Here is a 22,524-nt window from a genome sequence, read left to right as displayed (position 1 = left end):
GAGCTCACGCACCCTTCCTGTAGGTCGCGTTGAACACGGCTTCGGCAAGCCAGTGCTTGAAACTGCTGTTGTCCTGGAACTCCTTGAACAGCTGAGTGTCGTCGGCGATGAGGCGCAGCATCACCTGACTCAGGGCACGGTCACTCTCGACCCGAGCGTTCACGGGATCGTCGTTCGCCTGCGCGTTGCGGTAGGCCTCATCCTCTGAGACCAGACGCGGGATCTCTTCGGTGATGAAGCGCTCGACCCGGTCGGCGTCGTTCCATTCGATGTTGCCGAAGTGGTCGTTGAAGCTGCGGACGATGGCCGAGAGCCGTTCGAGCTCAGGGTCCAGCCGGTGGCCGCCACTGCTGGCAGGCACGGGCGTCAAAGAGCCGTCCTCGTCGTCGAGCACGATCTTCATCGCGTTGAGCTTCTCAGCGCGGTAGGACTCCAGGTCGATGTTCTCGAGGATGCCGGCGGCCAGGTCCTCATCCTTGGGTGCCGGGAGCTTGGGCACCAGGTGGTCGAGGAAGATCGACCGCTTCTCCCACTCGGCGCTGCCGTACGGCAGGACTGTGGAGAGGAAGTTGTACGTGCGTAGGAAGGCCTTGGCGCTGCCCTTGAACCGGACCTGGTCGTCCTCGTCGGGCATTTCGATGTACTCCGCCACGCAGACGTCGAGGAGCGGGTCCAGACGATCGCGCGGCTCCCCCGCCAGGTAGCGCCTGACGAACTCATCGATGTGCTCGGGCGTGTAGACGGCGAAGGAGTCGAGGTCGTTGATGAGGTCGTGCAGCTTGTTCGCATCGGTCTCCTCGGCGAGGAGGGTGGTGCGGTAGTAGGGCTCGAACGCCCCCTGGACGTCGTCGGCATCGTTGGCGAAGTCGAGCACGAAGGTGTCGTGCTTGGCCGGGTGGGCCCGGTTGAGCCGGGACAGCGTCTGCACTGCCATGACACCGGAGAGCATCTTGTCCACGTACATCGTGTGCAGCAGCGGTTCGTCGTAGCCGGTCTGGAACTTGTTGGCGACGACCAGGATCCGGTGCGGGTCGGTCTTGACCTGCTCAGCGATCGCGTTGGAGGGGAAGCCGTTGAGGCTGGCCTCCGTGACCTTCATGCCCTTGTACTCGTGCTCACCGGAGAACGCGACCACGGCACGGTACGGGCTCTTCCGAGCGGCCAACGCGTCGCGGATCGCGTGGAAGTACTGGATGCAGCGCGCAATCGAGGACGTGACGACCATCGCGCGCGCCTGACCGCCGATCTTGCGCTTGGCGACGACCTGGGCGAGGAAGTGGTCGACCATGATGTCGGCCTTCTGGGCGATCGCGTGCTCGTTGCCCTCGACGTAGGCGCGCAACTTCTTCGATGCGCGCTTGGCGTCGAACTCGGGGTCGTCCTCCACGGTCTTCATGAGCTTGTAGTAGCTGCCAACCGGTGTGTAGTTGGCCAGCACGTCGACGATGAAGCCCTCCTGGATGGCCTGCTTCATCGTGTACGAGTGGAACGGACGGAAGCCGGTGCTGCCGTCAGGATTCGGGACCGGCTCGCCGAACATCTCAAGCGTCTTGTTCTTCGGCGTCGCCGTGAAGGCGAAATAGCTGGCGTTTGGCAGCAACTTCTTGCCCTCGATGATTTGGTTGATCCGGTCTTCGACGGTGTCCTCGTCCTCCGCGTCCATGCCTGCGAGCGCCCGCGAAACGGCCGCCGAGGTCTTGGACCCCTGGGAGGAGTGCGCCTCATCGATCACAATCGCGAAGGTCCGGTCGCGGTGGTCAGCCCCGATGTCATCCAGGATGTAGGGGAACTTCTGCACCGTCGTGACGATGATCTTCTTGCCAGCGGTGATCGCGCGCCGCAGGTCTCCGGACTTGTCGGCGTGGACCACCGTTGACCCGACTTGGAGGAACGCCTTGATGGTCTGGGTGAGCTGATCGTCGAGGATGATGCGATCGGTCACGACGATGATCGAGTCGAACGCGACCCGGCCCTCGTGGGTCGTCTCAGTGAGCTGGTGGGTGAGCCACGCGATCGAGTTCGACTTGCCGCTGCCCGCGGAGTGCTGGATCAGGTACCGACGACCGGCACCGTTAGCCTCGACATCGCCGAGCAATCGCCGCACGACGTCGAGCTGGTGGTAGCGGGGGAAGATCGCCTTCGACTTCTTCTTGCCCGTCTTCTGGTTCTTCTCGACGACGATCTGAGCGTAGTTCTCGATAATCCCGGCGAGGCTGTGCGGCGACAGTACGCGCCGCCACAGGTAGTCGGTCATCACACCGTCAGAGTTGGGAGGATTTCCTGCGCCATCGTTGAAGCCCTGGTCGAACGGCAGGAACCACGACGACGTGCCCTTGAGTTCGGTACAGAAGCGGGCACGCTGGTCGTCGACTGCGAAGTGAGCGATCGTCCGCCCGAAGGCAAACAGCGGCTCGCGAGGGTCACGATCACGCTGGTACTGCTGCACGGCGTCATCAACCGTCTGCTTCGTGATGTTGTTCTTCAACTCGAATGTGAACACCGGCAGGCCGTTTACGAATGCTACGAGGTCTACCGCGTCACCCGTGTTCGTCACGCTGTGGTGGACCTGCCGAGTGATGACGAAGCGGTTCGCCTCGAACATCTCCGCAGCCTTAGCGTTACCCGGTGCAGGTGTCGGGTAGTACAGGTCAATATGGTGACCGTGGTGGTCAACCCCGTTACGCAACACATGAACGACTCCGCGCCGCGTGATCTCACCTTGCAAGCGAGAAAGAAATTTGTGGCGCGTAGGGCCCTCGGCATCGAGACTGAGTGCTTCGGTCAAGTCGGGCTGCGTCTGCTCTGCGAACGCGGTGAAGTGTCCGAGATCGATCGCATAGGAAGCCATGTAGTCGCTTGGCGCACCTTCAGCCCAACCGCCAGCGACCATCTGATCGACGATCAGCCTTTCCAAGCTCTCTTCATTGAGATGCAAGACGCTCCCCCTCACCTTCGTCCAGCACATCCTCAAGTCCGTCTCCCAGTTCTGGGACTGCGCCGTCGATCGGAGCGTCAGGCAAGGACGCAGCAACGGCACGAACGTCGACCTGGCCTGTAACAACATCAGCGACCAGGCGCGTGCGGAACTCCTGGAGAAGACGTACTTCTTGCAGGGCTCTTTCCACGGCGCGCGTTGTCGAAGTGGCCACATCGCGAAGTTTCTGGAGCACCTGGTCCTGCACCGATAGCTCTGGGACACGTACCGGAATCGCGCCAACATCTCCCACGCGAAGATGTCCAACGGTACTGCCGTTTGTTGCCACGTTTATGAACCCACGAGCAGGTTCGTCGTAGATCGCGTGCATGAAGTATTCAGAGCGAATCTTGGCGGGGTCGGGCCGATACAGCATCATCCGCTGACCGAGGCAAACGTCAATAGCCTCTGGCACCAGAGCAGCCTCTCCTGCGGGAGCTTCACGCGTGAAGAAGACATCACCGAATTCCGGGACTCCTCGCTGAGTCCACACGCGGAAGTTTTGCTCGTCCGTAGGGTAGCTTCCCTCCATCGAGAACTTCCCCGACCTGATACACGAAGTCCGAATCACATGAAACCTGCCGTCGGCCACATACTCTGGCGTTCGATTCTTACAGTCGATGATGCGTAGACAAACGTCCTTTGCTCGAACAATCGGCGCATCTAGAGCAGCGAACATATCCTGGCTGACGACTTTTTCTTCCTCGCGCAGCAATGCGGCAAGACGGCGCTTTGCGGCGATGGCCTTGTCGATGCGGGCGTTCGCGTGGGCGAGGTACTTCACGATCGCTGCCTGCTCTGCTGGCGGCGGAACAGGCAGCGGTTGCACAGCGAAAGCATCGAAACGGAAGTCCGTCGATCGTTCGCGAACGCCCTTCGCCAACGAGTGAATCCACGAGGTTCTTGCCATTTCACGCACCACAGCCGCGAAGTAGTACGGGTTGGCTTCGCGTCGCGGCACGCAGACGCTGTACACGGGTGTCCCCTTGCCATCACTATCAGAGACACCGACTGCTCCCGCGAATGCATCCATCGCGTGAATCACAAGATCACCGCGTCGAATCCCTTGGTATCCGATCTCCTTCAAAGACTCGGTGAACCCAGTGGTACGACGACGGCTGCGAAGAGTGACTACGCCGTCACGAAAGCACGTAACCACACCATCGGACTCATCTGGCGCTCGCTGCACACGACGGAACAATGACTTTCCTCGTTCGACCAGCCAATGCTGCGGCAGCGGAGGTGCCCACGCTACCGCGCTCTCCGTGTAGCCCTCATAGCGTGGAAGATCGTTGAACATCAGATTTCACCCGCGATCTCGGTGATCAGATCGTCGGTCTCGGCTTCGAGCGCGCGGATGTCGGCTTGGATCTCCTCTAGCGTGCGCATCGGTGCTGGCTGATAGAAGTGGCGGGTGAAGGAGATTTCGTAGCCGACCTTGGTCTTGGAGTTATCGATCCAGGCATCCGGTGCGTAGAGCAGCACCTCGCGGCGGAAGAACGCTTCGATGCCGTCGGCACAGTCACCGGCGGGTTCGGTGAGCGGTACTTGCTCGGTGTCGCGCAGCTCAGTGTCGGGCTCATACTCCACGACCCGCACGCGGCCATCGATCGTTGCCTCGTAGCGCCCGTGCAACGGGTCCGGCGCGGCGGCGTACGGCAGTGCCTTCCGGATCACGGCGGGAGCTGTCTCGTCGCGGACACCTTCCTCCTTGAGCTGCTTGATCTCCTTGGCCGTGTAGACGCGTTGGGGATCGGCCCCCGCGATCCGGAGAGGCCGCTCGACAGTGATCTTGTGGTAGCCGAAGTCCGCCCCGTCGAAGACCTTGGAACGGTCGGTGTCCTCGTACTGGTCGAAGGCCTTGAGCGCCTCGAGCACCCTGTCTGCATCGGCAGGGCTGACCTCGACGCCCTTCTCCCCCAGGTTCTTGCGCAACGGCGTGGACCAACCGGTGGCGTCGATGAGCTGCACCTTGCCCTTGCGGCGCTCCTCCTTTCGATTGGTGAGCACCCACACGTAGGTCGCGATGCCCGTGTTGTAGAACATCTTCAGCGGCAGTGCGACGATCGCCTCGAGCCAGTCGTTCTCGATGATCCAGCGGCGGATGTTGCTCTCCCCCTGGCCTGCGTCGCCCGTGAACAACGACGACCCGTTGTGGACCGACGCTATCCGAGACCCCAGCTCGGTGCCCTGCTTCATCTTCGAGATCAGGTTCGCAAGGAACATCAGTTGCCCGTCGCTGCTGCGGGTCACGAGGGAGTAGTCGCTGTCGCCGTCGTGGGTGACGACGAACCGAGGGTCGATGATCTTCTTCGCGCCGCCGAGCCGGTCCTGGTCGGTCTTCCAGCTCTTGCCGTAGGGCGGGTTGGAGAGCATGAAGTCGAACTCCTGCCCGGCGAAGGCGTCGTTCGACAACGTGGAGTACTCCGGTCCACCGATGATGTTGTCCGCTGCCCGGCCATCGCCCTTGAGGATGAGGTCTGCCTTCGCGATCGCGTACGTTTCGGCGTTGATCTCCTGCCCGTACAGGTGGGTGGAGACCTTCTTGCCTGAGGGCTCCGTCAGGTGGTGGAGCGTCTCCTCAGCGACGGTCAGCATGCCTCCGGTGCCCATCGCGCCGTCGTACAGGCGGTAGGTGCCCGAGGGGATCGCTTCGGCGATCGGCTCGAACATGAGCCGGGTCATGAGTCGGACGGCGTCGCGCGGCGTCCAGTGCTCGCCGGCCTCTTCGTTGTTCTCCTCGTTGAACCGGCGCACGAGCTCCTCGAAGACCGTGCCCATCCCATGGTTGTCGATGCCCGCAGGCGAGAGGTCGAGGTCGGGTGCGAGGAACTTCTCGATCAGCGAGCCGAGCGCGTCCGCCTTGGTCAGGCGGGGAAGCTGGTTGCGCAGCTCGAAGTTGTCGATGATCTCCTGCACGTTCGGCGAGAAGCCGTCCAGGTACGCCTCGAAGTTCTGCCGCAGCCGGGTCGCGTTGGACGTGTGGCGCAGATCCTGCAGCGAGAAGCCCGAGGTGTTGTAGAAGTCCTGCTTGGCCGCGTCGCGGAGCGGGGCGTCCTGGTCGGCGATCCCTGCGTCGTCCAGAATCTTCTTCATAGACCTGACGGCGTCGCGCGTCGGTGCGAGGACGCTGTCGAGTCGGCGCAGGACCGTGAACGGCAGGATCACGTCGCGGTACTTGCCGCGGACATACAAGTCACGGAGCACGTCGTCGGCGATGTTCCAGATGAGCGCGACGATGCGGGCGTGGTTGATGGAGCTTTGCGGCAAGACAGTCCTCCTCTTGGCGAGATCAGGCCCTAGGTCGGGGCCGAGCGACGAGACGACTGTAGCCAAGGACACCGACACTCCTACGGCAGACAGCGCCATGACGCGTGCAGCCCTTCCCGCCGCGCGTTCGCTGTTGCACCCTCCCGCATCAGGGGTCCGAACTACCGCCCATCCGGGCGACTTCGGCGTCAAATGTTGCCCCAGTGTTGCCCCAGCCGATTTCGGAGCCTGCGAGCTCTGCCCCCGGAAACGCCGAAACCCCCTGGCTGACCAGGGGGTTTCGGGTTTGTAGCCCCGACGGGATTCGAACCCGCGCTACCGCCTTGAGAGGGCGGCGTGCTAGGCCGCTACACAACGGGGCCAAGCGCATCCACTCCTTGCGGAGTGACCAGCAGAGCCTAGTGGAAGAATCCGAATCGGATCAACTTCGCACTGGGCTTCGCTGGGGTACTAGGACTCGAACCTAGACTAACTGGACCAGAACCAGTCGGGCTGCCAATTACCCCATACCCCACCTGCCTGAACAGGCTCGCTGCCTTCGCACAAGTGCCTCGGCAACGTCGAGAAACGTTACTCGATCCGGCGCCGGGGAACAAATCGGATCATCCCGTCGCTACGCGGTTCAGCCGCGGGAGACGAAGGGCACGCCACCGCCTTCGGGCAGCACGCTCCAGTCGTACCCGGACAGATCGATCCCCCAATCGCTGAGGTACAGGTCGTAGATGGCCCAAGTGTCGACATAGCGCACCCGCTGCAGGCGCCCGCCATCGTCGGTCCAGAGCCGGAACGGCAGCGCCAGGAGCTGCTCGTAGCGATCCACCTGCGGGCTGGGCAGGCCCTCGGCGTAGGCAGCCGAGGCAGCCGCGAGATCGACCGACACCGCGTAGCGAGCCGCACCATCGGCGTCGACGGCGGGATCGGCCGTCTGCACCCCGGCCAGCGCGCCGATCAGCCACAGGGGCGACTCGATCCCGATCGGCCAACTCCGCCCGTCACCGCCTCGCGGCTTCCCGGGGCGACCACCCCAGCGCCGACGACCTTCGTGCACCTCGGCATAGGACCCGCCCAGGCCGACCCGGGAGGCGGCGAGGTCGATCACCCCGCGGCTGCTCACCCGTCCCCACCGCGAACGGGCCGGGGCGAAGGCGATCCGGCCGGCACGCCTGCCCAGGTCGAGCGCCGAACGCCCGGCCAGGCCCACGGCGGTCCGGGCCAATCGCGACAGCTCGTCCAGGGGTGGTTCGGGCTCCGTGCCGGTGCTCGCGGACGCCTCGGGCCCGACCCCCGATTGCTCGGCGGAAGCCGCGGAACCGGACTCAGATCGCTCAGTGGAGGTATCGGCAGGCGTCTGCGGTTGCTCAGCTGCCGGGTCGTCGAGGCCCGGACGGCGGGGCCACGGACCGGCTGAGAAGGTGGTCACCAGCTCAATTCGGGCGGTGCCGTCCTCACGCAGGCGGTGCAGCGTCGACCGGACGGTGGTCAGTGCTTCGCTCATCGGGCAGCTCCTCGCTCAGCGGGCACTTCGAGCCTAACCCGGCGCGGCGTCCACCCGGTGCCGAGACAGTGCCCACCCGATGCCGAGGCAGTGCCGCACCGATCGGAGCGACCGGCGCCGCAGCGACCGGATCAACCGGTGACGGCGACCGGCCCGCGGATCCGTTGGATCGCCACCACCACCAACCCGAACACCAGGTAACCGGCCAATCCGAGCAAGGCATCGGTGGGGCTCATGGTGGCCATGGTGCGGGCGGCTGCGACACCGGGGCCGAAGGCGGCGATGCCGAAGGCGATCAGGTTGTTCACCACATGGGCGACCATCACTGCCTCCAGTCCACCGGTGCACCACACGATCACCCCGGCAACGATGCCGAACCCGAACCGATTGAGGAACAACCACAGGTCCTGCGACCCGTGCAGCAGCGCGAACACCAGAGCCGGACCGACGATGCCGAGTACCGCTCCGCCGATCCCGCCGAGCGCCTGGGCGAGCACCCCGCGGAAGATCAACTCCTCGGCGATCGCCTGGGTGGGTACGGTCAGCACGATCACCACCACGAAGGCCCACAGGTACGGCGACGGTGCCTCTCCGGCACCCATACCGAGAGCCCCGAGCACCCCGAAGATGATCACGGCGGGCAGCAGGCAGACGACGGCCCAGCGCAGGCGGACCGTACCGGCGACCGAGATCAGCCAGCGCGGGCCGAGACCCAGCAGCCGCAGGCACCCGACTGCGACGGCGATGGTGGACCCCAGTGCCAGGTTGGTCGCGACCATCCCCAGCGGGGTCTCGAAGGCCCGCCCGGCGGCGAGGTAGTCCGCCAACTCACCCGGACGCCCGGTGACGAACCAGCCCACGGTCAACAGTCCCTGGGAGAACAGGGAACTGATGATCACGAAGCCGGCCACGGCGAGCAGGGCCACGGCCAGCAGGGCACCCGGCCGGGTGCGGTGCACCATGGCGGTGTAACGCAGACCCGGGTCCGGCCGCTCCTGCACCGGGGCGGTCCGGCTCACTCAGCCGGTACGACAGCGATCGCCCGGTCGATCCGAGCCAGTGCGGACTCGCGGCCGAGCAGTTCGAGGGACTCGAACAGCGGCGGCGAGATCTTCGAACCGGTGACCGCGGTACGTACCGGGCCGAAGGCGTTCCGGGGCTTCAGGCCGAGACCGTCGACCAACGCGGTCCGCAAGGCCATCTCGATCGAGGCATGATCGAACTCGACCTCCGACAGGGCCGCCTGCGCCGCCGCCAGGGTCTCTGCATCAGCCGGCTTGAACGCACCCTCGGAGTACTCGATCCGATCATCGGCCACGAACAGGAAGCCGGCCATCGACACCGCCTCGGCGAGGGTGTTGATCCGCTCGTTGATCAACGGCACGGTCGCGCTCAGCAGCTGCTGTTCGGCATCGGTGGGCGGATCGGAGATCAGTCCGGCCTCGGCCAGGTAGGGCACCAGCGCGGCGGCCAGTTCGTCGTGACCCAGCATCCGGATGTGCGAGGCGTTGATCGCCAGGGCCTTCTTCGGGTCGAACCGGGAAGCACTGGAGTTGACCCGCCGGATGTCGAAGGCCTGCGCCATCTCCTCCTTGCTGAAGACATCCCGGTCGTCGGCGATCGCCCAGCCGAGCAGCGCCAGATAGTTCAACAGGCCCTCCGGCAGATAACCCGCCTTGCGGTACTCGTCCAGACCGCCACCGGTATCACGCTTGGAGAGCTTCTTGTTGCCCTCCCCCATGACGAACGGCAGGTGCCCGAAGCGGGGTACGGTGCCGTCGGTCACCCCGACTGCTCCGAGCGCGGTGTACATGATCAACTGACGCGGGGTCGAGGACAGCAGATCCTCACCGCGCAGGACATGGGTGATCCGCATCAAGGCGTCGTCGACCGGGTTCACCAAGGTGTAGAGCGGGTGCCCGTTGGCGCGGACGATCACGTAATCGGGAACATACTCCGAGGAGAACGAGACCGGCCCGCGAACCAGGTCGTCGAAGGCGATCTCGCCGTCGGGGATCCGCATCCGCAGCACGGGTTTGCGCCCTTCGGCGAGGAAGGCCGCACGCTGGTCCTCGCTCAGGTCACGGCAGAACCCGTCGTAACCCGACGGAGCGCCCTTCGGCCGCAGCTTCGCCCGTTCCTCGACCTCGGCGGTGGTGCAGTAGCACTCATAGGCGTACCCGCCGTCGAGCAACTTGGTTGCCACCTCGCGGTAGATGTCGAACCGCTCCGACTGCCGGTACGGCCCGTCGGGGCCACCGACCTCGGGACCCTCGTCCCAGTCCAGACCGAGCCACTTCAACGAGTCGATCAGGTACTGCTCGGACTCCCGGGTCGAACGTTCGGCGTCGGTGTCCTCCACCCGCAGCACCAGTGTCCCGCCGTAGTGACGGGCGAAGGCCCAGTTGAACAGCGCGGTACGTACCCCGCCGACGTGCAGGTTGCCGGTCGGCGAGGGGCAGAACCGTACCCGCACCTCGGTCGGTGCAAGATCACCGAGTACCTCATCGCTCATGCCTGCTCTCCTTCCGCCCGCGGCGCCTCGTCGGCGCTCGCCGAGACCACCGGTGTACCCGGTTCACCGACCGGATTGGTCAGGGTTCCGATCCCCTCGATGTGCACACTCACCTGCTGACCCGGTCTGAGCTCACCGACCCCGGCGGGTGTACCGGTGAGGATCACGTCACCGGGCAGCAAGGTGGTGTAGGAGCTGATGTACTCCACCAGCTGGGCGATCGGGAAGATCATGTCGGAGGTGTTCCCGGACTGCCGCTGCCGGCCGTCGACCGAGCTGCTGAGCGCGAGCTCCCCGGCCTCCTCGATCGTGAAGTGGGTGACGATCCACGGCCCCAGCGGGCAGGAGGTGTCGAAACCCTTCGCCCGGGCCCACTGACCGTCGGACTTCTGCAGATCGCGCAAGGTGGCGTCATTGCCGACGGTGTAGCCGAAGATCACCTCCTGGGCGCGTTCGGCCGGCACCTGGGAGGCGATCCTGCCGATCACCACGGCGAGCTCGCCCTCGAAGTGCAGTTCCTTCGATGCCGCCGGGGCGATGATCTGGTCACCCGGGCCGATCACCGCTGTGTTCGGCTTGAAGAACGTCAGCGGGGTCTTCGGCACCTCGTTGCCGAGTTCCTTGGCGTGATCGGCATAGTTCCGGCCGACCGCGATCACCTTCGACCGGGGAATCACCGGCGCCAGCAGCCGGGCGGCGTCGAGGCCGACCCGTTCACCGGTGAGCTGGACCGGCATCGCGATCGGGTCGCCGGTCAGGACCGCGATGGTGTCGGGATGTTCCCCGTTGTCGCGGGCCAGTTCGACCAGCCCGTAACGAGGGGCATCACCGGTGGAGAATCGTGCAACGCGCATTGCGCCAGCCTATCGACGCGGTCACCACCACGGCGAACCCGGACCGGCTGCGGCATACTGCGACGATGAGTTCCTCGTCTGCCGAGCATGCCGTCGTCGACCTGATCCGCGCCAAGCGGGACGGTCATACCCTGAGCGCCGACCAGATCACCTGGCTGATCAACGCCTACACCGACGGCACGGTTGCCGAGGAGCAGATGTCGGCGATGGCGATGGCGATCTTCTTCAACGGACTGGATCCGGCCGAACTGCACACCTGGACCACTGCGATGATCGAGACCGGTATCCGGTTGGACTTCTCCTCGCTGCCCCGCCCGACCACCGACAAGCACTCCACTGGCGGTGTCGGGGACAAGATCACCCTGCCGTTGGCACCGCTGGTGGCGGCCTGTGGGGCTGCGGTACCTCAGTTGTCCGGACGCGGTCTGGGCCACACCGGTGGCACCTTGGACAAACTCGAGTCGATCCCCGGGTGGCGTGCCTCACTGTCCAACGAGGAGGTGATGGCCCAGCTGACCGAGGTCGGGGCCGTGGTCTGCGCGGCCGGCAGCGGGCTGGCACCGGCGGACAAGAAGCTGTACGCCCTGCGTGATGTCACCGCAACCGTGGAGTCGATCCCGCTGATCGCGTCCTCGATCATGTCCAAGAAGATCGCCGAGGGTACGGGCGCGCTGGTGCTGGACGTGAAGGTCGGCAGCGGGGCGTTCATGAAGACCGAACACGATGCCCGGGAACTGGCGAAGACCCTGGTCGACATCGGCAAGCGGGCCGGGGTGCACACCGTCGCCTTGATGACCCGGATGGATGTCCCCCTGGGACGCACCGTCGGCAATGCCCTCGAAGTGGCCGAGTCGGTGGAGGTGCTCGCCGGCGGCGGTCCGGCCGATGTGGTGGAGCTGACCGTTGCCCTGGCCCGGGAGATGCTCGCCGGCGCCGGAATCGAGGCCGATCCGGCCGAGGCACTGGCCTCCGGCCGGGCGATGGACGTCTGGCAGGCGATGATCCGCGCCCAGGGAGGCGATCCGACCGCGCCCCTGCCGAAGGCCGCCCACACCGAACAGCTACGGGCCGAGACCGACGGGGTGGTCACCGAGCTCGATGCCCTGGCCGTCGGACTGGCTGCCTGGCGTCTGGGGGCCGGGCGGGCACGCAAGGAGGATCCGGTGCAGGCCGGCGCCGGGGTGGAGATCCATGCCCGTCCCGGGGATCGGGTACGGGTGGGCGATCCGCTGCTGACCCTGCACACCGACACCCCGGACCGTTTCGCGGCCGCACTGGCCGATCTCGACGGCGGGATCGCCATCGGCGAGACCGCACCGAAGGAACGGCCGGTCGTCCTGGAACGCATCTCCTGAACCGAAGCTGCTGAGCCGAGGCAGCGGCCGATCGAACGAGACAAGATCACGATTTGGCCCCAATCGCTTGCGCTCACCGCCGATCCGGAACAGGCTGTCGGCACCCGAACGCCCCCGTTCGGCTGGTTGTGACGCTTTCGAGGGAGCAGTGATGACAGCAGAGACGGCGAGCACCGAGGAGTCCGACACCCCGCTCAAGCGGGTACTGGGGCCGAAACTCCTCCTGCTCTTCATCGTCGGCGACATCCTCGGCACCGGCATCTACGCCTTGGTCGGTGATGTCGCAGCCGAGGTCGGCGGCGCCGCCTGGGTGCCGTTCCTGATCGCCTTCGCCGTGGCCTTCGTCACCGCCTTCTCCTACCTGGAATTGGTCACCAAGTATCCCCAGGCGGCCGGGGCGGCGTTGTACGTGCACAAGGCCTTCGGGATCCATTTCCTGACCTTCATGGTGGCCTTCACCGTGATGTGTTCGGGTATCACCTCGGCCTCCACCGCCTCGCGGGCATTCGCCTCCAACCTCGCCTCCGGCCTGAACATCGACGAACCGTCCTCGGGCATGATCATCGGGGTGGCGCTGGGCTTCATGCTGCTGGTGGCGGCGATCAACATGCGCGGCGTCGCCGAGAGCGTGGGCGCCAACGTGGTGCTGACGCTGATCGAGCTGTCCGGTCTGTTGATGGTGATCCTGATCGGCTTCTACGCCATCGTCGGCGGCAATGCCGACTGGTCACAGGTGATCGCCTTCGACACCGCCGAGGACAAGTCGACCTTCCTCGCCGTGACCGGTGCGACCTCCCTGGCCTTCTTCGCGATGGTCGGCTTCGAGGACTCGGTGAACATGGCCGAGGAGTGCAAGGAACCGTCCCGGATCTTCCCCAAGATCATGCTCACCGGGCTTTCCATCACCGCGATCATCTATGTCCTGGTGTCGATCGCCGCGGTCGCGCTGGTCCCGGTCGGTGACCTCTCCAACCCCGATCTCGATCCGCCGCTGGTGCAGGTGGTCGCCGCCGGCGCGCCGCAGATCCCGGCCGATGCGATCCTGCCGTTCATCTCCATGTTCGCGGTGGCCAACTCGGCACTGATCAACATGATGATGGCCAGCCGGTTGCTCTACGGACTGGCCCGCCAGGGGGTGTTGCCGCCGGTGCTGGCGAAGGTGCTGCCGGGCCGCAAGACCCCCTACGTCTCGATCATCTTCACCACCGTGGTCTCCTTCGGCCTGATCATCTACGTCTCCAGCGCCAGCAGCAACGCGGTCTCCATCCTCGGCGGTACGACCTCCTTGCTGTTGCTCGCCGTCTTCGCGGTGGTGAACGTGGCGGTCCTGGTGCTGCGCAAGGACAAGGTCGAACACAGCCACTTCACCACCTGGACCGGTGCAGCACTGGTCGGCGCTCTCGCCTGCGCATTCCTGGTCACACCCGTCTCCGGACGCGATCCGCAGCAGTACCTGGTGGCCGGCGGGTTGCTGCTGTTGGGTGTGTTGCTGTCGATCCCGATGTATCTGTACCGGCGCTCGAAGGGCATCGGACCGGGGCCGGACGATCCGTCGGAGATCCCGCCGCACATGATCCCCTGACCCGCACCCGTCGTGGCAAGGCTCGACCGGTTGTGACCGGTCCGCGGCCGCCGGTTCCGGGCCCGCCCCCTTGCCCGACGCCCCTGGCCCGTGAGCCCCGGATCAGCCCGGCAGTTCCCGGCGACCCGGTTCGCCCGGCAGCCGCGTGCGCTCGAGCCGGCGGCGTTCCCGGCCGGTGGCATTGCGGATCTTCAGCGTCCCCATCCCCACACCACCGTGGAGGACCAGGATCGGTGAGTGGGGTGCCGGCGTCGTGGACACCGCGCTCGCCGCCGTACCCCATGCCGAGGACAGCCGATCGGTGTTGGCCGCCCAGCCGTCGGGCACGATGATCTTCACCGTGCCCGCCCCGGGAATCATCTCGATGTCGATCACCGGGGCCAGCGGGCGGGCCTGCAGGCAGTCGAGAATCACCGATCCCATCCCGGATTCGATCCGGAGGAACGGCGGGATCTCCCAGTACCCGGTCCGCCGGACCGTCGACATACCGCCGTCGAGTCGCAGCCGGTCTCGCGGGTCCAACCCGGCCGGTCGCGGCAGGGACGGACGAGCGGCCACCGGCTGTGCACTGCGGGGATCGAAGCGTCGCGAGGGCGGGCTCACCGGCAGATCGGCGACCAGCGGGTCCAGATCGGACAGCGTGCGCGCCTCCAGTGCGGCCTCCAGACGCTGGTCGAGTTCCTCCAGCGTCAGCCGCCCCTCCGCCGCAGCGTTCCGCAGGTCGTCGACGACCGCGTCACGCTCGGCGTGCCCGATCCGCATCTCTCCGCCAGCCATGGCCGACAGCTTAGGCCGAGCGACCCACGGGAGCGACCACCCACGGTGGAGCCGGTCGGGGATCTCAGGCGCGCAGCAGACCGTACCGGAAGGAGTCGACCAGGGCCTCCCAGGACGCGTCGATGATGTTGGACCCGACGCCCACGGTGGTCCAGGTCCGTTCACCGTCGCTGGTGTCGATCATCACCCGGGTGATGGCATCGGTGCCGTGGGTGGAATCGAGGATCCGTACCTTGTAGTCGACCAGTTCGAAGTCGGCGATCCGCGGGTAGGCCATGCTGAGACCGCGGCGCAGCGCCTGGTCCAGGGCATTCACCGGGCCGTTGCCCTCCCCCACCACCAGATGGGTCTCGTCGTTGGCGGTCAGTTTCACCGTCGCCTCGTTCACCGTCCGACCGGTGTGGTCGGCGCCGGAATGGATCCGCCAGTGATCGACGGTGAAGGCCTCGGCGGGCCGTTCACCGACGTACTCGGTCAACAACAGCTCGAAGCTGGCGTCGGCGGCCTCGTAGGAGTAGCCGCGGGCCTCGCGTTCCTTCACCACATCGGTGACCGTGGCCGCGAGCTCGCGGTCGGACAGGTCGAAACCCAGCTCGGAGCCCTTCAACTGGATGTTCGCCCGGCCGGCCATGTCGGAGACCAGGGTGCGCATCCCGTTGCCGACCACCGCCGGATCGATGTGCTGGTAGAGGTTCGGGTCGATCCTGATCGCACTGGCGTGCAGGCCGGCCTTGTGGGCGAAGGCGGAGGCACCGACGTAGGGCTGTCGCGGTGAGCCGACCACATTGGTCACCGCGGCGATGGCATTGGAGATCCGGGTGGCCTCGGCCAGTCGACCCTCGGGCAGCAGTTCCCAGCCGTACTTGAGTTCCAGGTTGGCGATCACCGGAATCAGGTCGGCATTACCGGTCCGTTCCCCGTAGCCGTTGATGGTGCCCTGGACGTGGATCGCCCCGGCGTCGACCGCGGCCAGGGTGTTCGCCACCGCGCACCCGGTGTCGTTGTGGCAGTGCACCCCGAGCGGCACCTCGAGCTTCGCCACCTCGGAGACGATCTCGTGCACCCACGACGGCAGCATCCCGCCATTGGTGTCACACAGGACCACCACCTCGGCCCCGGCCCGGCTGGCCGTCCGGACGACCTCCAGCGCGTAGTCGGGATCCAGCCGGTAGCCGTCGAAGAAGTGTTCGCAGTCGAGGAAGACCCGGCGCCCCTGGTCGACCAGGAAGCTGACCGTGTCGCTGATCATGGCCAGGTTCTCCTCGCCGGTGGTGCGCAGCGCCCGTTCCACATGCCCGCGGTGGCTCTTGGCGACCAGGCAGACCGTCGAGGCCAGGGAGTCGACCAGGGCCTGCACCTGCGGGTCCTCGGCTGCCCGGACCCCGGCGCGGCGGGTCGCCCCGAAGGCGACCAGGGTCGCGTTCTTCAGGTTGAGTTCGTCGGCGGCAGCGGCGAAGAACGCGGTGTCATTGGGGTTGGCACCCGGCCAGCCGCCCTCGATCCAGCCGACGCCGAGTTCGTCGAGATAGCCGGCGATCCGCAGTTTGTCGGCGACCGTCAGTCGCATCGACTCCTGTTGGGCGCCGTCGCGCAGCGTGGTGTCGTAGACGTGGAAGGTACCCGGCTGGGCGGTGGTCGCCCGGCCGTGCAGGCCCACGGTGCTGTGGTCCACGATGTTCGTCATTGATCCAGTTCCCTTGTCCTCGCCGGGCAACAAAAAACCTCTCGTGGGTACGAGAGGTCTGCGCGTCCGACGATTCGGCCGTCAGACGCGCCACACAATGATGTCGATGCGGAGCACGGCTTCAGTCTCTGTCAGCCGCCCATCGGATGCCAAGTTCCCGTCTCAACATACAGTACGAGGCGTCTCGTCGAGCGGTCCCTCGATCCCCGGCCGAGGACACTGTGGGGGCGTTCGACGTACCGGTCGGCGGCCTCAGCGACGCGTACCCGGCTCCCCCGGCTCCTCGGTCCCGGCCTGCACGTCGTAGACCAAGCCCTCGGGCGGGGGCAGTTTCAGCGTCGGATTGCGCACCATCGAACCGATCGACGACGGGATCATCAGCACTGCCCAGCAGGCCCCGAGGACGTAGAGCAGCGCGGTGCCCAAGGTGGCGGTCAGCTCCGGATCGGAGCGGACCTGCGGGGACACCTGGTAGAGCAGCGCCCCGGCGGCGAGCATGCAGCTGGTCGATCCGAGCAGCCCGAGCAACTGCCCGGCCTCCCGTAGGTCACGCAGGGCGACCGCGCGCATGGCATCGGACCAGGCCAGGTCGATCTGGTCCTCGGCGAAGTGCGGCAGCCGGACCAGTGGCCTCTCCGAGCGCCAGAACCACAGCCAGACGCCGATGCAGACCACGGCCGAGCAACTGGCGATGATCAACAACTCGGCGGTCCCGGGCCCGGCATCCGGCGCCGCCGAACCGATCAGCCACATCGCCGCACAGGCAACTGCGATCATCACCGGTACGCAGAAGTGGGAGATCGTCTCCCCCACCGTGGTGTAGGCCGCAACCGTCACCGGTCGCTCATGCTCCAGTGGTGGCGCTTGCGGTGACAACCGGGCCCGATAGGAATGGACGGCCGACCAGCTGCCGATCGCTGCCCCCAGCACCACACCCCAGAGCGGCAGTACGTCGGCGATCACATGGTGACCCAGCAGCAGCACCACGACACCGGCCAGCAGTCCGAGCAGCAGGCCGGCCAGGCCGAACCGCCAGACCCGGTTGCGGCGCAGCTCCACCTGATCGGTGATGCCCTGGCGGAAGCTCTCCGGTACCGGCAGCCCGAGCCGGTGGGCGAAGCCGGCGATGAAGGCGTCGTCGAGCCGATCACCGCCGATCGACCGGCGGCGCAGGAGGAGCACCACGAGCCCGATCGCGGCGAAGGCGAGCAGCTGCAACAGCAGCGTCGCGGTCAGGGTCATGCCGAATTCTCACCCGGATCGGGGCACGGTGCGAGTACCGACGCGATGCGAACGGGCAGACGAGGGCACATCGGGGTCCGGGACGGGCCGGACGCGGCGTGGCTGGTCACCGGACCCGTCCTGACCTGCCGGCGATCGACACCGGTTCAGACGATGCGCTGCATCCAGTCGTACCGGTCCTCGGCCCGGCCGTACTGAATGTCGAGCAACTGCTGCCGGATCGCCGCGGTCACCTCGCCGACCTCACCGGCGCCGACGGTGTACTCCCCTGCCAGATCCTTGAACGACCCGATCGGGGTGACCACCGCAGCAGTGCCGCAGGCGAAGACCTCACGGATCGCGCCGTCACCCACTCCACGCAGCAGCTCCTCGATCGAGACCTTCCGCTCGACCGGGGTGAGGCCGGCATCGGCGGCCAGCTGCAGGATCGAGTCCCGGGTGACGCCTTCGAGGATGTTGCCGTTCAGTTCGGGGGTGATCAACTCACCGGCATTGGTGACCAGGTAGACGTTCATCCCACCCAGTTCCTCCAGCCACTTGCCCTCGACGGAATCGGCGAACAGCACCTGATCACAACCGCGTGAGGCAGCCTCGGTCTGCGCCAACAGGCTGGAGGCATAGTTGCCACCACATTTGGCGGCGCCGGTGCCGCCGCGGCCGGCCCGGCTGTAGGTGTCGGTGATCCAGATGCTGACCGGCTTCACCCCGCCGGAGAAGTAGGCACCGGCCGGGCTGGCGATCAGCAGGTAGGTGACCTCCTTCGACGGGCGCACGCCGAGGAAGGCCTCGGAGGCGAACATGAAGGGGCGCAGGTAGAGCGAGGTCTCGCCACCGGAGGGGACCCAGTCCTGGTCGACCTCGACCAGAGCGGTGATGCTGCCGATGAAGTCCTCCACCGACAGCGCCGGCAGGGCCAGCCGCGCCGCCGAACGCTGCAGCCGCTGGGCGTTCTGATCGGGCCGGAAGAGCCAGATCGAACCGTCGGCGTGCCGGTAGGCCTTCAAGCCCTCGAAGATCTCCTGGGCGTAGTGCAGTACCGCGGCTGCCGGATCGAGCTGAATCGGGCCGTAGGGCACAATCGCCGCATCACCCCAGCCTCCGTCGGAGGTCCACACGGTCTTCGCCATGTGATCGGTGAAGTTCGTGCCGAAACCGGGATTGGCCAAGATCTGTTCCCGATCGGCGGCCGAAGCCGCCTGCGGGTTGGCCGAGACATCGAAAACCAAGCTCATGGATGCAACCTATCGTGCAGTAATTCCGTGTGGTGAGGCGGTGGCCGACGTGCGGTCGGGCCCGCCGGAGGGGGTCGGCGATCAACCGACGGCGGCAGCGATCGCGTCGCCCACCTCGGCGGTACGGCGGGTGGTACCGGGGCGACGATCGGCCAGATCGGCGATCACGGCCTTGTTGATCTCCTCGGCCTCGGCGCTGCGCCCGAGGTGCTCCAGCAGCAGCGCCCCGGAGAGGATCGCCGCGGTCGGGTCGGCGATCTGCCGCCCCGCGATGTCGGGGGCCGAACCGTGCACCGGTTCGAACATCGAGGGATGGGTGCCCTCGGGATTGACGTTGCCGCTGCAGGCCAGGCCGATGCCACCGGTGACCGCCGCGGCCAGGTCGGTGATGATGTCGCCGAAGAGGTTGTCGGTGACGATCACGTCGAACCGGGACGGGTCGGTGGCCAGGAAGATGGTGGCCGCGTCGACATGCAGGTAGTCGGTCTGGACACCGGGGAACTCGGCGGCGACCTGCTCGAAGATCCGGCGCCACAAGCCACCGGCGTTCACCAGCACATTGTGCTTGTGCACCAAGGTGAGCTTGCCGCGACGGGCGACGGCCCGGGCGAATGCGTCGCGTACCACACGCTCGACACCGAGTGCGGTGTTCACACTGACTTCGGTGGCGATCTCGTTCGGCGTACCGGCGCGGACCACACCGCCGTTGCCGCAGTAGAGACCCTCGGTGCCTTCGCGGACGACGACGAAGTCGATCTCACCGGGATCGGCGAGCGGACTGACACTGCCGGGGTAGAGCTTGGACGGGCGCAGGTTGACGTAGTGGTCGAAGGCGAAGCGCAGCTTCAGCAGCAGCCCGCGTTCGAGCAACCCACTGGGTACGTCGGTGGCCCCCGGCGCGGCCCCCACGGCGCCCAGCAGGATCGCGTCGGCGGTGTCCAGTTCGGCCATCACCGAGTCCGGCAGCACCTCACCGGTCCGTTGCCAGCGGGTCGCGCCGAGGTCGTAGTCGACCCGATCGAAGACTCCGGGTCCGGTCACGGCCTCGATCACCTTGACCGCTTCGGCGGTCACCTCCGGTCCGATGCCGTCGCCGCCGATCACTGCCAGGGTTGCCTCAGCCATGGGCCTGACTGTAGCCACAAATCCCGGCATATGAGACCTTCGTCCTGCTCCCTGAGACGGCGAGCGTCAGTCGGATTCCTCCGACTCCCTCGCCTCAGCGAGATCCCGCCGGGTGGCGATCACCACCGAGGTGTCATCGGCGACCAGCACGTCGACCGCCGCCAGTCGCGGATCTGCCAGCCATTCCTGCCGGGCCACGTCCACCCGGCCGTCGACCATCGGCGGCCAGCCGGGGGCCGGCTGCAGGTCGTCGAGCACGATCAGGCCACCGGGTTCGACCAGTTCGATCAACAGGTCGCGATCGGCCTGTTTGGCCGAGGCGGCATCGACGAAGAGCAGCGAGAAGGGCGCATGCTCGCTCAGATCGGTCCAATCGGCCTGCAGGACGTCGATGTCGTCGGTGGCAAAGGTCTCGGCCGCGCCGGCGGCCAAGGTGGCATCGAGTTCGGCGGTGATCACACGGGTCCGGCGGGGTGCCCCGCTGCGCAACCAGGCCGAGCCCACACCGCACCCGGTGCCGCACTCGGCGATGGTCCCGGTCCGGGTCGCGGCCAGGGCCGCCAGCAGCCGCCCGGTCTCGGTCCGGGTCGCGTGGACGTACCCGTGCTGCAGGGACGACCGCAGGGCACGACGGACCAGATCGGGAACCTCCGGGTCATAGCTCACGGAGCGAGTCAACCACCGACGCCCGACGGCGTCATCCGGTCCGGATGATGGGCGCGTCCCGCGACCCGGTCGCCGCGGCACCCCGCTCGCCCCATCGGCCGGTACGGAGCTGCCCTGCCGGTTTGGCAGAATGAGCGCCATGAGCGATGGGCGCGCCGATCTCCGCAGTCCCCGGACCGGGACGCCGCAGAGCCCCGACACAGGCTGGCAGCACGTCACCGAACAGGGCCATCTGGCCGCCCGCAAGCTCGAGCAGCGACAACGCCGCCGCCGCAACCTGATCACCCTGGCCGTGATCGCGGCACTGGCGGTCGCGGCCGTGCTGGGCGCCCTGCACCTGGCCAGCCGGCTCGGCGTACCGGGTTTCTCCTACACCAATGAGTACGGGTCCCGATGCACCAACGGGTTCATCGGTCATGACTGCGATCCGATCACCGTCGCCGAACTGAACCTGCATGCCGAGACCGATTTCCCCGAGGACGTGGAGCTGCTCGAGTCGAGCTTCGAGAACGGCCAGGACTGGCGGGTACGGGCCCTGCTGCGGGTGCCCGCAGCCGAGGTCGAGCAGACCACCGCGATGCTGGACGAGCGCTTCGGTGAGTGCGAGGAACTCGATCCCGACACCGCACTGCAGGACATTCCGGCCGGTGACTACACCGAGATCTGCCGTGACCGCAGCAGCGGGATGTTCGACGACGAGGGTGAGCGGGTGGAGAGCTTCCACGAGGTGGTACGGGCCGTCGTGGCCGACGGTTCGATGATCGTCGACGTGGAAGTCTTCACGGTCTGAGGCCGACGGCGCCACCGGACCACGTGTGCAGCTGCGCGAACAACTGGCTGCCGAAGGACTCCGAACGGCTGGAGGCCACCGCGCTCACCGGCACGGCCGGCCCGCGGGTGAGCCACCGCGGCCCGAGGAACGCCCCACCCGACAGGCTCGGGTCGAGCAGTGCCTGCAGCGTCGGCAGCGCCCCGGCCGCCTTCCCCTGCGCGATCGGCAACCGCTCGTGGGGTCGGGGAACGACGATGCCGGGCCGCTGGGGGCTGAGCGCGTCGACGGCATAACCGGGATGGGCGAGCAATGCCTGGACCCCGGAGCCTTCCCTGCGCAGGCGCCGGTCGAGTTCGAAGATCAGTCCGTGCATCGCATGCTTGGACAGACCGTAGGCCCGGAACGGCCGGTACTCGCGCTGACTCTGCAGATCGTCGGCTGCCAGCCCGACGATCACGGTGGAGAGACTGCCCAACCCGACCACCCGCGGTGGCGGCACCGTCGATGCGGTGGGCGTGGCAGCCAGCGCGGGCAGCAGTTTCGCGGTGAGGACCGCGTGACCGATCACATTGGTGGCCAAGGTGAACTCATTGCCCTCGGCCGTCGTCCGTCGGGTCCGCGGCGGGGTGGTCGTACCGGCGTTGAGGACCAGACCGTCGAGCCGGTCGGCACCGACCGATACCGCCGCCCCCTCGATCGAGTCACGGTCGGTCAGGTCGAGGTCGACGATCTCGACCTTGGCCCGGCCGACCCGGCGCCGGATCGCTTCGGCGGCCCGTCGCCCCCGTGCGGCGTCCCGGGCTCCCAGGAGTACCTGTGCCCCGGTGACGGCCAGTGCCTCGGCGGTGAAGTAGCCGAGGCCACCGGTGGCGCCGGTGATCAGGAACCTGGCCTCCGGACGATCGGGAAGGGTGCGGGAGAAGTGGTCGATGCTCACGGGTTCCATTCTCCCCACTCGGACGGCTCGACTCCGAACTGTTC

The 22,524-nt window shown here is 66.7% G+C and carries 17 protein-coding genes and 2 tRNA genes; 3 read left to right on the top strand and 16 right to left on the bottom strand.

Annotation, left to right across the window (positions count from 1 at the left end; genetic code table 11):
* Window positions 1-4 precede the first annotated feature (4 nt).
* From CLV29_RS03820 to CLV29_RS03780, 9 genes are all read right to left on the bottom strand, one after another.
* Complete coding sequence (locus CLV29_RS03820) at window positions 5-2,935, bottom strand: type I restriction endonuclease subunit R (RefSeq protein WP_243831707.1); 2,931 nt, start codon at window positions 2,933-2,935, stop codon at window positions 5-7.
* Window positions 2,922-4,274, bottom strand: a complete 1,353-nt coding sequence (locus CLV29_RS03815) for a restriction endonuclease subunit S domain-containing protein (protein ID WP_133753714.1) — start codon at window positions 4,272-4,274, stop codon at window positions 2,922-2,924. Before CLV29_RS03815 ends, CLV29_RS03820 begins: the two co-directional genes overlap by 14 nt.
* The gene (locus CLV29_RS03810) at window positions 4,274-6,316 is read right to left on the bottom strand and encodes a type I restriction-modification system subunit M (RefSeq protein WP_243831706.1); all 2,043 of its coding nucleotides are present in this window, start codon (window positions 6,314-6,316) and stop codon (window positions 4,274-4,276) included. Before CLV29_RS03810 ends, CLV29_RS03815 begins: the two co-directional genes overlap by 1 nt.
* A 217-nt stretch (window positions 6,317-6,533) precedes the next feature.
* Window positions 6,534-6,606 (bottom strand) — tRNA-Glu (locus tag CLV29_RS03805).
* Between the two features lie 80 nt (window positions 6,607-6,686).
* A tRNA-Gln gene (locus CLV29_RS03800) sits at window positions 6,687-6,758 on the bottom strand.
* Window positions 6,759-6,866: 108 nt separating this feature from the next.
* Window positions 6,867-7,739 (bottom strand): hypothetical protein, encoded by an 873-nt coding sequence (locus tag CLV29_RS03795; protein WP_133753713.1) that lies wholly within the window; start codon window positions 7,737-7,739, stop codon window positions 6,867-6,869.
* Window positions 7,740-7,870: 131 nt separating this feature from the next.
* On the bottom strand, window positions 7,871-8,758 hold the full coding sequence (locus CLV29_RS03790; RefSeq protein WP_133753712.1) for a CPBP family intramembrane glutamic endopeptidase: 888 nt from the start codon (window positions 8,756-8,758) through the stop codon (window positions 7,871-7,873).
* A complete protein-coding gene (gene gltX, locus CLV29_RS03785; protein ID WP_133753711.1) occupies window positions 8,755-10,254 on the bottom strand; it encodes a glutamate--tRNA ligase in 1,500 nt (499 codons plus the stop codon). Before gltX ends, CLV29_RS03790 begins: the two co-directional genes overlap by 4 nt.
* Complete coding sequence (locus tag CLV29_RS03780) at window positions 10,251-11,108, bottom strand: fumarylacetoacetate hydrolase family protein (protein ID WP_133753710.1); 858 nt, start codon at window positions 11,106-11,108, stop codon at window positions 10,251-10,253. Before CLV29_RS03780 ends, gltX begins: the two co-directional genes overlap by 4 nt.
* Window positions 11,109-11,173: 65 nt before the next feature.
* Between CLV29_RS03780 and CLV29_RS03775 the strand changes: the two genes are divergently transcribed.
* Entirely contained in the window at window positions 11,174-12,463 is a 1,290-nt protein-coding gene (locus CLV29_RS03775; RefSeq protein WP_133753709.1) for a thymidine phosphorylase, read from the top strand.
* Window positions 12,464-12,614: 151 nt separating this feature from the next.
* Complete coding sequence (locus CLV29_RS03770; protein ID WP_133753708.1) at window positions 12,615-14,045, top strand: APC family permease; 1,431 nt, start codon at window positions 12,615-12,617, stop codon at window positions 14,043-14,045.
* Between the two features lie 102 nt (window positions 14,046-14,147).
* Here CLV29_RS03770 and CLV29_RS03765 read toward each other — a convergent pair whose 3' ends face one another.
* From CLV29_RS03765 to CLV29_RS03740, 6 genes are all read right to left on the bottom strand, one after another.
* On the bottom strand, window positions 14,148-14,822 hold the full coding sequence (locus CLV29_RS03765; RefSeq protein ID WP_133753707.1) for a DUF1707 SHOCT-like domain-containing protein: 675 nt from the start codon (window positions 14,820-14,822) through the stop codon (window positions 14,148-14,150).
* A gap of 64 nt (window positions 14,823-14,886) precedes the next feature.
* Entirely contained in the window at window positions 14,887-16,506 is a 1,620-nt protein-coding gene (gene cimA, locus CLV29_RS03760) for a citramalate synthase (protein WP_133753706.1), read from the bottom strand.
* Window positions 16,507-16,758: 252 nt separating this feature from the next.
* Entirely contained in the window at window positions 16,759-17,748 is a 990-nt protein-coding gene (locus CLV29_RS03755) for a hypothetical protein (RefSeq protein ID WP_133753705.1), read from the bottom strand.
* Between the two features lie 146 nt (window positions 17,749-17,894).
* Complete coding sequence (locus CLV29_RS03750) at window positions 17,895-18,980, bottom strand: branched-chain amino acid aminotransferase (protein WP_133753704.1); 1,086 nt, start codon at window positions 18,978-18,980, stop codon at window positions 17,895-17,897.
* A gap of 81 nt (window positions 18,981-19,061) precedes the next feature.
* Window positions 19,062-20,105, bottom strand: coding sequence for a 3-isopropylmalate dehydrogenase (locus CLV29_RS03745; RefSeq protein ID WP_133753703.1), 1,044 nt, complete (start codon window positions 20,103-20,105; stop codon window positions 19,062-19,064).
* 66 nt (window positions 20,106-20,171) lie between these two features.
* Complete coding sequence (locus CLV29_RS03740) at window positions 20,172-20,771, bottom strand: O-methyltransferase (protein WP_133753702.1); 600 nt, start codon at window positions 20,769-20,771, stop codon at window positions 20,172-20,174.
* A gap of 139 nt (window positions 20,772-20,910) precedes the next feature.
* Between CLV29_RS03740 and CLV29_RS03735 the strand changes: the two genes are divergently transcribed.
* Window positions 20,911-21,561, top strand: coding sequence for a hypothetical protein (locus CLV29_RS03735; RefSeq protein ID WP_133753701.1), 651 nt, complete (start codon window positions 20,911-20,913; stop codon window positions 21,559-21,561).
* Here CLV29_RS03735 and CLV29_RS03730 read toward each other — a convergent pair.
* Window positions 21,551-22,480, bottom strand: a complete 930-nt coding sequence (locus CLV29_RS03730) for an SDR family NAD(P)-dependent oxidoreductase (RefSeq protein WP_166649119.1) — start codon at window positions 22,478-22,480, stop codon at window positions 21,551-21,553. The two genes, CLV29_RS03735 and CLV29_RS03730, sit on opposite strands and share 11 nt — an antisense overlap.
* Window positions 22,481-22,524: the final 44 nt, after the last annotated feature.

Source organism: Naumannella halotolerans (assembly GCF_004364645.1).
Classification (GTDB): Bacteria; Actinomycetota; Actinomycetes; order Propionibacteriales; family Propionibacteriaceae; genus Naumannella; species Naumannella halotolerans.
The sequence above is the reverse complement of the archived record's forward strand: the minus strand, read 5'-3'. Positions and strand labels throughout refer to the sequence as shown.

What these genes read in the sequence shown, in the direction of transcription:
- CLV29_RS03780 (WP_133753710.1), bottom strand. Translation starts at nt 11,108, where the DNA reads ATGCGCGTTGCACGATTCTCCACCGGTGATGCCCCTCGTTACGGGCTG.
- CLV29_RS03755 (WP_133753705.1), bottom strand. Translation starts at nt 17,748, where the DNA reads ATGACCCTGACCGCGACGCTGCTGTTGCAGCTGCTCGCCTTCGCCGCG.
- CLV29_RS03770 (WP_133753708.1), top strand. Translation starts at nt 12,615, where the DNA reads ATGACAGCAGAGACGGCGAGCACCGAGGAGTCCGACACCCCGCTCAAG.
- cimA (WP_133753706.1), bottom strand. Translation starts at nt 16,506, where the DNA reads ATGACGAACATCGTGGACCACAGCACCGTGGGCCTGCACGGCCGGGCG.
- gltX (WP_133753711.1), bottom strand. Translation starts at nt 10,254, where the DNA reads ATGAGCGATGAGGTACTCGGTGATCTTGCACCGACCGAGGTGCGGGTA.
- CLV29_RS03765 (WP_133753707.1), bottom strand. Translation starts at nt 14,822, where the DNA reads ATGGCTGGCGGAGAGATGCGGATCGGGCACGCCGAGCGTGACGCGGTC.
- CLV29_RS03795 (WP_133753713.1), bottom strand. Translation starts at nt 7,739, where the DNA reads ATGAGCGAAGCACTGACCACCGTCCGGTCGACGCTGCACCGCCTGCGT.
- CLV29_RS03775 (WP_133753709.1), top strand. Translation starts at nt 11,174, where the DNA reads ATGAGTTCCTCGTCTGCCGAGCATGCCGTCGTCGACCTGATCCGCGCC.
- CLV29_RS03815 (WP_133753714.1), bottom strand. Translation starts at nt 4,274, where the DNA reads ATGTTCAACGATCTTCCACGCTATGAGGGCTACACGGAGAGCGCGGTA.
- CLV29_RS03735 (WP_133753701.1), top strand. Translation starts at nt 20,911, where the DNA reads ATGAGCGATGGGCGCGCCGATCTCCGCAGTCCCCGGACCGGGACGCCG.
- CLV29_RS03745 (WP_133753703.1), bottom strand. Translation starts at nt 20,105, where the DNA reads ATGGCTGAGGCAACCCTGGCAGTGATCGGCGGCGACGGCATCGGACCG.
- CLV29_RS03750 (WP_133753704.1), bottom strand. Translation starts at nt 18,980, where the DNA reads ATGAGCTTGGTTTTCGATGTCTCGGCCAACCCGCAGGCGGCTTCGGCC.